At 68.1% G+C, this 7,768-nt stretch carries 10 protein-coding genes; 4 read left to right on the top strand and 6 right to left on the bottom strand.

Annotated elements, in window-relative coordinates; genetic code table 11:
- Together ACWGE0_RS19690 and ACWGE0_RS19685 are read right to left on the bottom strand one after the other, a co-directional pair.
- On the bottom strand, nucleotides 1–233 hold a 233-nt coding region (locus ACWGE0_RS19690; protein WP_452262327.1), incomplete at its 3' end, for a hypothetical protein.
- A 46-nt stretch (nucleotides 234–279) separates the two neighbouring features.
- The gene (locus tag ACWGE0_RS19685) at nucleotides 280–657 is read right to left on the bottom strand and encodes a PH domain-containing protein (protein WP_452262326.1); all 378 of its coding nucleotides are present in this window, start codon (nucleotides 655–657) and stop codon (nucleotides 280–282) included.
- A 133-nt stretch (nucleotides 658–790) separates the two neighbouring features.
- Here ACWGE0_RS19685 and ACWGE0_RS19680 point away from each other — a divergent pair, with 133 nt between their 5' ends.
- Nucleotides 791–1,276, top strand: coding sequence for an SgcJ/EcaC family oxidoreductase (locus ACWGE0_RS19680; protein WP_452262325.1), 486 nt, complete (start codon nucleotides 791–793; stop codon nucleotides 1,274–1,276).
- Here ACWGE0_RS19680 and ACWGE0_RS19675 read toward each other — a convergent pair.
- Genes ACWGE0_RS19675 through ACWGE0_RS19665 form a run of 3 tightly spaced genes read right to left on the bottom strand, consistent with a single transcriptional unit; the run spans nucleotide 1,233 to nucleotide 3,712 of the window.
- Nucleotides 1,233–2,501 (bottom strand): sensor histidine kinase, encoded by a 1,269-nt coding sequence (locus tag ACWGE0_RS19675; protein ID WP_452262324.1) that lies wholly within the window; start codon nucleotides 2,499–2,501, stop codon nucleotides 1,233–1,235. The genes ACWGE0_RS19680 and ACWGE0_RS19675 overlap by 44 nt on opposite strands.
- On the bottom strand, nucleotides 2,498–3,151 hold the full coding sequence (locus ACWGE0_RS19670) for a response regulator transcription factor (RefSeq protein ID WP_452262323.1): 654 nt from the start codon (nucleotides 3,149–3,151) through the stop codon (nucleotides 2,498–2,500). The genes ACWGE0_RS19675 and ACWGE0_RS19670 overlap by 4 nt, the downstream gene beginning before the upstream one ends.
- A 9-nt stretch (nucleotides 3,152–3,160) precedes the next feature.
- A complete protein-coding gene (locus tag ACWGE0_RS19665; protein ID WP_452262322.1) occupies nucleotides 3,161–3,712 on the bottom strand; it encodes a DUF6886 family protein in 552 nt (183 codons plus the stop codon).
- A gap of 18 nt (nucleotides 3,713–3,730) precedes the next feature.
- Here ACWGE0_RS19665 and ACWGE0_RS19660 point away from each other — a divergent pair, with 18 nt between their 5' ends.
- Nucleotides 3,731–4,756, top strand: a complete 1,026-nt coding sequence (locus tag ACWGE0_RS19660) for a hypothetical protein (RefSeq protein WP_452262321.1) — start codon at nucleotides 3,731–3,733, stop codon at nucleotides 4,754–4,756.
- On the opposite strand, the gene ACWGE0_RS19655 is transcribed toward ACWGE0_RS19660, so the two are convergent.
- Nucleotides 4,749–5,198: a MarR family winged helix-turn-helix transcriptional regulator gene (locus ACWGE0_RS19655; RefSeq protein ID WP_452262320.1), complete on the bottom strand. Its 450-nt coding sequence runs from the start codon at nucleotides 5,196–5,198 to the stop codon at nucleotides 4,749–4,751. The two genes, ACWGE0_RS19660 and ACWGE0_RS19655, sit on opposite strands and share 8 nt — an antisense overlap.
- A gap of 71 nt (nucleotides 5,199–5,269) precedes the next feature.
- Between ACWGE0_RS19655 and ACWGE0_RS19650 the strand changes: the two genes are divergently transcribed.
- Both ACWGE0_RS19650 and ACWGE0_RS19645 read left to right on the top strand, forming a co-directional pair.
- Nucleotides 5,270–6,391 carry a cytochrome P450 gene (locus tag ACWGE0_RS19650; RefSeq protein ID WP_452262319.1) on the top strand — a complete coding sequence of 374 codons (1,122 nt, stop codon included), beginning with the start codon at nucleotides 5,270–5,272 and terminating at the stop codon, nucleotides 6,389–6,391.
- A 389-nt stretch (nucleotides 6,392–6,780) separates the two neighbouring features.
- Nucleotides 6,781–7,758, top strand: a complete 978-nt coding sequence (locus tag ACWGE0_RS19645) for an ABC transporter permease (protein WP_452262318.1) — start codon at nucleotides 6,781–6,783, stop codon at nucleotides 7,756–7,758.
- Nucleotides 7,759–7,768 lie beyond the last annotated feature (10 nt).

Below are 7,768 nucleotides of genomic sequence, written 5' to 3'. Positions count from 1 at the left end.
GGCCACGTGCCGGCGGGGGATTTTTCGTTGTGCGGCTTGGATTTCCTGCCTGGACATGTCGAAACGAGCGGGTCTGGTTCGACGTATCTGTGAAGGCGAAATCCTTGGAAGGGAACGGAAATGTCCACCACCCGCTGCGCCACCGTCATCATGCGAGTGCTGGTCCGCAGCCGGGTCGCGCCCGTGATCGTGACGGCGCTGAACGTCCTGCTGGACACCAGCCACCTGGCCACCGCGCTCATCGTCGCGCTGGCCGAGCTCGCGGTGGCGCTGGGTTCCCTACCGCGCCACGAATGCCGCGAGCAGCGCCTGCACCTCGTACACGTCGACTCCCTTGCCGAACTGCTTGGAGATCGGCACGTCACTGCTGGAGATCCAGATCTTCAGCTCCGCGTCCAGGTCGAAGGTGCCGGCCGTCTCGACGGAGAACTGCGTGATCGCCTTGTACGGCACTGAGTGGTACTCGACCTTCTTGCCCGTCATGCCCTGCTTGTCGACCAGGATGAGCCGCCGGTCGGTGAACAGGAACGAGTCGCGCATCAGCTGGTAGGCCGCGTGGATCTGTTCCCCCTGCGCCAGAAGCCGCCCGAACTCCTTCGCGGCGTCCCGCGGGTCGAGCTTCGACGCGTTCCCCATCATTCCGCTGAGAAGTCCCATACGTCCAGGTTTACCAGGCTTGCGGAAACCTTGTCCTGATCTTGGCGTTCTCCTGCACTTCTCCTGCCCGGGCACTTCCGTGCGTTACCCGAAAGTGGTGTTCAACAGCCACTCGATCGGGGAGAACCACACGATGCGCAACCGTTTCGCCGGAGTCGTCGCACTGGCCGGAGCCGCCCTGCTGGTGACCGGATGTGCCGGAACAGCGGCAGAAGCCACCAAGCAGGACCCGATGCCGACGAACGACCAGATCAAGGCACTGTTCGCCGACTGGAACGCGGCCCTCGCCACGGGTGACGCCCAGAAGGTGGCCGACCGTTACGCTCCGAACGCGGTCCTGCTGCCCACGGTGTCGAACCAGGTGCGGTCCACGCGCGCCGAGATCGTCGACTACTTCGAGCACTTCCTGCAGAACAAGCCGAGCGGCACCATCCTCGACTCGCACATCGCGGTGCTCGACGCCGACGACGCGATCGACGCGGGCACCTACCGGTTCGCGCTCACCAAGGACGGCAAGCCGACCACTGTGGACGCTCGCTACACGTTCGTCTACGAGAAGATCGACGGGAACTGGCTCATCGTGAACCACCACTCGTCGGCGATGCCGGAGCAAGTCTGATCCGCACGCACAGCCCGCCACCGGACGCGGCGTCGAGCGACACCGCGCCGCCGTCGTCGGTGACGAGCTGCTTCACGATCGCGAGGCCGAGACCGGACCCGCCCTTGCCGGTCAGGCCCTGACCGCGCCAGAACCGGTCGAACGCCCGCGCGCGATCGGCTGACGGCAGCCCGGGTCCGGAGTCGATGATCTCCAGCAGGCCCGGCCGGGTGGTGCGCACCAGGATCGTGGCGCCGTCCGGGGACACCTCCAGCGCGTTGGACAGCACGTTGTCCAGCACCTGCTCGAGGTGCCCCGGCGTCGCGAGGACCCGGATGTCGAAACCCTCGGACACCAGCGCGATCGACCGTTCGTCGGCGGCGGCGCGCCAGGCGGTGAACCGTTCGGCGACGACGTCCAGCACCTGCACGGGTTCGGGATGGGCGACGTCGGCCTCGGCCCGCGCCAGCGCCAGCAAGCCGTTGACCAGCCGTGACATCCGCACGACCTCGGCGGTCGCCATCTCGACGTCCTCGCGGGTGTGCGGGTCGTCGACGCCGTCGGCCACGTTGTCCAGCGACAGCCGCAACGCCGTCAGCGGGGTGCGCAGCTGGTGCGAGGCGTCACCGATGAACGCCCGCTGCGAACGGACCAGCGTGCCGATGGTCTCGGCGGCGGTGTTCAACGTCCTGGCGAGCGTGCGGGTCTCGGGCGGCCCGGTCTCCTCGGCGCGCGCGGTCAGGTCGCCGTCCCGCAGCCGCGCCGCCATGCCGGTCAGCTCGCGCAACGGCCGGGTGACCCGCCGCGCCAGCCACAGCCCGAGGAACGCCGCCACGATCAGCACACCCACCGCGAGCAGTGCGCGGAAACCCCAGATGTACCACAGTCTGTCGATGATCGGACCGTCCGGATAGGACAGCCGGATGGCGCCCACGACCGTGCCGTCCGGCTTCCGTGCCTGCACGGTGAGCTTCAGCCCCTCGGCGTCCCAGACCTTGTTCTCGGGTTCTGGCCCGAGCACGTCGATCTGGCCGGGCGTCTGGCGTTCGTAGGCGTCCACCAGCGCGCTCAACGACCTGGTGTCGCCCGACGCCAGCAGCAGCGCGGCGGTCTCGGCCTCGCGCCGGGCGGTGTTCTCCGCGTCGCCGAACAGCTGGTTGTTCAGGGTGAACGCCACCGGCACGGTGAACGCCGCGATCGCGATCGCGACCAGCAGCACGTAGCTCCAGACGAGTTGACGGATCACGGGAGCACCAGCCGGAATCCCACGCCCCGCACCGTTTCCAGCGACGCCGCGTCACCGAGTTTGCGGCGCAGCACCCCCACGTGCACGTCCAGCGTCTTGGTGGGGCCGAACCAGTTCTCGTCCCACACCGCCTCCATGATCTGCTCGCGGGTGAACACCGCGCCCGGCTCCTCGGCCAGGAACGCCAGCAGGTCGAACTCCTTCGGCGCCAGCTCCACCTCGGCACCATCGAGGTGCACCCGCCGCCCACGCCGATCGATCCGCAACCGCCCGTGCTCCTGCGCAGGTTCTTTCTGCGTGGGCTGGGTACGCCTCAGGACCGCCCGCATCCGTGCGACGACCTCGCGCACGCCGAACGGTTTGGTGACGTAGTCGTCCGCACCGATCTCAAGCCCCACGACCCGATCGACCTCGTCGGACCGTGCGCTGATCACGATGATCGGCACGTCCCCGCGCGCACGCAGCTCACGGCAGACGTCCAAGCCGTCCATGTCTGGCAGCCCGAGGTCGACGAGCGCCAAGACGAAGTCATCGGCGGTGAGCGCCTCCGCACCCGTGCGCACCCAACGGACCTCGAACCCGTAACGGGACAGCCCGCGCGTGAGCGATTCCGCGATCGGCTCGTCGTCCTCCACCAGCAGCACCCGCATGGGCGCTGATCATTCCACTGAACGCGGGAGAGCGTTTCGCAACCGGATCCCGCTCCACCCGAGCGAGCTGGTGGACACCGCGTCCCAGAACGGCCACAGGTTCGGCAGCACCCGCAGCCCGATCCCCGCCTCCTCGTGCAGCGCGAACAGGTCGCCGACCCGTTCGGCGGGACCGAGCGGCAACACCGGTTCCGTCGCCACCACGGCGTGCCCACGACCGTCGCCCTTCTCCGCGAACGGCCGGAACACCTCGGCGGGCAACCTGTACGCGTACAGCCGCACGATCCGCATGCGCTCCAGCCACCCGTACTCGACGGCGTGCACCCGATCACCGCAGCCGGGCCCGATGATCCGGTCGCGGTCCGCCGCCGACGTGCCGGAGATCGTCCACGCCATCGCCCGCGGGCACTGCCGCGGGAACCAGTAGTCGGGGGAGCGGCCGGCGTCCACGGCCCACACGTACTCGCCGGGCTGCTGCGCGGTGGCCGCCAGGTGCGGCACGAACCGGGTGATCGAAGGATCTTCGGAGAAGTGCAACACCTGACCGGGTTCGGGCCGCATGTGGTCATACTGGCCCGCATGCGGAGGTTGATGCTCGCGGTTTTGCTCGTCCTCACCGGCTGCTCCTCCGGCGGGGGCAACGGAGTCGGCTTCACCGCCGTCGACCTCACGGCCACCCCGGAAGCGTTGGCCACGCACGGCGACATGCTGGTCATCGGCACCCGCCCGTCCGACCACCCGGAACTGGCCACGCGCACCAAAGACGGCAAGCTCACCAACGTCCGGCTCACCCCGGCGACCCCGTACGGCAAAGAAGCGCACTGGTACGGCATCACCTCCGACGGCACCACGATCACCGGCGTCGGCGGCGAACGCGGCGGCGCGCACGGCAACGTCCGCTGGAGCGCCTGGACCGGCGACACCCGCCAGATCGTCGAAAAACCGCAGGCCTTCAGCACGTTCGGCGGCTACGGCGCGGGCGAACTGATCGGCGTGGTCCGCACGCCCCAGGGCCCGCAGATCATCGGCACCTGGCAGAGCGCCAAGGCAGGCCTCGACCTCGCGGCCTGGACCTACGCGGCGGACACCTGGACCCGCCAGCCCTCCGCCGGCACCGTCCTGGAGAGCTCGCAGGAACTCCTGCGCTTCCCGCTCGCCGTCACCGAGAACGGCGCCGGCGCACTCGTTGCCGGCTGGCAGATCGCCAAGGGCACCGTGAGCGCGGCCGTCTGGCAGTACGACGGCAAGACCTGGACCACCGCCACCCTCCCGGACGGCGACGCCGCGCTCGCCGCCCGCTGCTGGGACGGCACCTGCCACGTCGTCGGCCGCGCCAAGGGCAAGCTCGCCTGGTGGTCGGGCTCAGGCACGGACTGGAAGAAGCTGGCCACACCGGACATCCCGGTCAGCGACAACCAGAACCTCGCCGCACCCGTCCCGGTCAACGGCACCCCGACGCTGTTCATCGACCACAACGGCGTCAAGCTCGTGTCCGAAAAGGACGAACGCCCCGCGGACGGGCCGAGCGGCGAGGTCGTGGCGGCGGAGAAGGCCGGCGATCAGGTGTTCGTGATCGCGGGCGGCCGTCTCTGGCGCCTCACCTAGAGAGCAACGCGCGCAACGTCTCCAACCCGTCGAGCACCGCTTTCCGCTCGGCAGGAGACGCCGCGTCGAGCGCGCGGGTCAGCCGTCCGTACGGGCCTTCCGTGATCTCCCGCGTGTAACCCTGCACCGGCGCGGTCACCTGCACCCGTGTGAAGCGGCGGTCATCCGGGTCGGTCTCCCGCGTCACCAACCCGCGCGCCTGCAGCCGATCCACGATCCCGGACGTCGTGGAATGCGACAGGCTCAGCCGCCGCGCCAGCTCCGTGACCGTCGCGGACCCCTCGGTCACCAGTGACCTGACCAGGCTGACCTGCGGACCGGTGAGCCCGCTGCGGGCCTGGTCACCGGTCGGTTCGATCGACGTGGTCAGCAACTCCTGCCGCAACGCGCGCAGATGCGCCATCACAGACTCCGCGTCCCGGAAAGCACTCTCGTCGACCATGGCGCGCAGTGTAGGGCCGGAGTACGTTGGATGCGACGCGTCGTATGCGACGGACTTTGAGGGAAGAACCGATGACCATCAAGCGCGTACCCACACCGGCCGGCGACGAGGCCTGGCTGGTCACCAACTACGACCTGGTCAAAACCCTGCTGGCGGACCGCAGGCTCGGCCGTGGCCACGCCGACCCGGACAACGCGCCGAGGTTCACCAACTCGGCGATCCTCGGCAAACCGCACAAAGCCACCGCGGAGGAGGAGAACGAGCGGCACGCGTGGATGCGCAGGATGCTCGCGCCGTCGTTCTCCGCCAAGAACATGGAGTCGATGCGTCCACGCGTGCGGCACCTGCTGAACACCCTGCTCGACGACCTGGTCACCCAGGACCAGCCCGCAGACTTCCACGAGGCGGTGTCGTTCCCTCTGCCGGTGCTGGTGATCTGCGAACTCCTGGGTGTCCCCGCCGGCGATCGCGCCGAGTTCCGGGTCTGGTCGGAAGCCATGAGCACGCTCAACGACGAGCAGAAGTCGCTCCAAGGCTTCGCGCGGCTGTGGGAGTACATGGGCGAACTCGTCGCACGGAAGAAGAAGGAACCTGGCGACGACGTCATCACCCGCATGATCGAAGCGAACCCGGACAGCCGCGAGGAGGAGATCGCGCAGCTCAGCGCGGGTCTGCTGTTCGCGGGCCACGAGACCACGGTCGCCGCCGCCGACCGCGGCGTCATGCTGCTCAGCCTCAACCCCGGTCAGTGGGACGCGCTCCGGGCAGACCCCGGTGGCATCCCGGACGTCGTCGAGGAGATCCTGCGCCACCGCTCACCGGTGTCGACGCGGTCCGAGGACTCCGGCCTGCCCCGCTACGCGCTGGCCGACATCGACGTCGAAGGAGTACGAATCGCCCAAGGCGACCTGGTGCTGCTCGGCGTCGAGCAGGCCAATCGAGACGAGGCGAGGTTCCCGGACCCCGCCGCCTTCACCCGGCGCGAGTCCAACCCCCACCTCACGTTCGGGCACGGCTTCCGGTTCTGCGTCGGCGCGCCCCTCGCCAGGGTCGAGCTGACCGAATTGTTCGGAGCGCTTGTGACGCGCTTCACGGCGTTCGGTCTAGCGGTCGACGTGGCCGAACTCCGCCCGCGGACGGAACAGCTGGTCGGCGGGGTGGCGGAGCTGCCGGTGCGCTGGACAGCCCAGTGATCGATACAGTGACCGTGCACGCATAAGGCGCTTCGCAGCGTGATGGCCGGTTTTCGATCACATTGCGCTGCTTGTCCCACATCTTCCGGTCATTGCATTCACCCGGATGCGTCACATCCATCCGCGCCGCGACAGAACTTCACGGTGAATGCGGCGATCTGGACGCACAATGGTCACGCTTGGACACACAATTGCCGAGGGTCAACTGTTGATGTGGCTGTTCGGCCGTCCTTTTCGCCACGCATGGGTGACTATGGCCCGGTCAGTGGGCCCCTGCGAATCGTGGGGGTGGGCGGCGGTCCGCCAGATCGGCGGTTAATCTCTTGCAACTCGTCCACTGCAATCCAGTGTGCCGACGTCGCAACCACCGGGGAGAGGACTGAACACGGGTGGCCGGATTTCTGTTGCGGCGGTTGGTCAACTACGTGGTGCTTGCCCTTGTGGCAACGTTCCTGGCGTTCACGTTGGCCTCCGCCACCTTTGACCCGATCGGGGTGTTGCAACAACGCAACCCACCGCCTCCTGCGGCATCGATCGAGGCGAAGAAACGAGACCTGCACCTCGACCAGCCGATCCCGCAGAGGTTCGTCACCTGGATGAGCGGTGTGGTTCAGGGCGACTTCGGTCGTACCGTCGCGGACCGCCCGATCACCGACGAACTCGGCAGGCGCATCGGCGTGAGCTTGAGGCTGTTCCTGATCGGCATCACGGTCGGCATCCTGTTCGGCGTGCTCCTCGGTGTGGTGAGCGCGATCCGGCAGTACAAGTTCAGCGACTACTTCGCGACCCTGTTCAGCTTCATATTGCTGTCCATGCCGGTCCTGGTGCTGGGCCCGCTGCTCAAGCTGGGCGCGCAGAGCCTCAACGACTCGATCGGCACCAACGTGCTGATCTTCGTCGGTGAGACGACACCGGGCTTCCAGGGCAACTGGCTCGAGCAGCTCGGTGACCGGTTGCAGCACCTGATCCTGCCGACGCTCTCGATCGCGCTCGGCCAGATCGCCTTCTACAGCCGCTACCAGCGCTCGTCGATGCTCGACGTGCTCGGCAGCGACTTCCTGCGCACCGCCCAGGCCAAGGGGCTGACCCGCCGCAAGGCGCTGTTCAAGCACGGCCTGCGCACCGCGCTGATCCCGATGGCGACGCTGTTCGCGTTCGGGTTCGGCCTGCTCGTCGTCGGTGGCACGTTCACGGAGAAGATCTTCACCTGGTACGGCATGGGTGACTGGCTGGTCGTCGGCATCGGGTCTCAGGACGCGAACATCACTGCGACGGTGACGCTCTTCGTCGCGGTCTGCGTGCTGTTCTCCGGCTGGCTCGCCGACGTGCTGTACGCCGCGCTCGACCCCCGAATCCGTGTGAACTAGGCAAGGTGAC

Source organism: Lentzea sp. NPDC054927 (assembly GCF_053610285.1).
This window is presented reverse-complemented; position numbering and strand designations above follow the sequence as displayed.

What these genes read in the sequence shown, in the direction of transcription:
- ACWGE0_RS19685 (WP_452262326.1), bottom strand. Translation starts at nt 657, where the DNA reads ATGGGACTTCTCAGCGGAATGATGGGGAACGCGTCGAAGCTCGACCCG.
- ACWGE0_RS19650 (WP_452262319.1), top strand. Translation starts at nt 5,270, where the DNA reads ATGACCATCAAGCGCGTACCCACACCGGCCGGCGACGAGGCCTGGCTG.
- ACWGE0_RS19670 (WP_452262323.1), bottom strand. Translation starts at nt 3,151, where the DNA reads ATGCGGGTGCTGCTGGTGGAGGACGACGAGCCGATCGCGGAATCGCTC.
- ACWGE0_RS19660 (WP_452262321.1), top strand. Translation starts at nt 3,731, where the DNA reads ATGCGGAGGTTGATGCTCGCGGTTTTGCTCGTCCTCACCGGCTGCTCC.
- ACWGE0_RS19655 (WP_452262320.1), bottom strand. Translation starts at nt 5,198, where the DNA reads ATGGTCGACGAGAGTGCTTTCCGGGACGCGGAGTCTGTGATGGCGCAT.
- ACWGE0_RS19680 (WP_452262325.1), top strand. Translation starts at nt 791, where the DNA reads ATGCGCAACCGTTTCGCCGGAGTCGTCGCACTGGCCGGAGCCGCCCTG.
- ACWGE0_RS19665 (WP_452262322.1), bottom strand. Translation starts at nt 3,712, where the DNA reads ATGCGGCCCGAACCCGGTCAGGTGTTGCACTTCTCCGAAGATCCTTCG.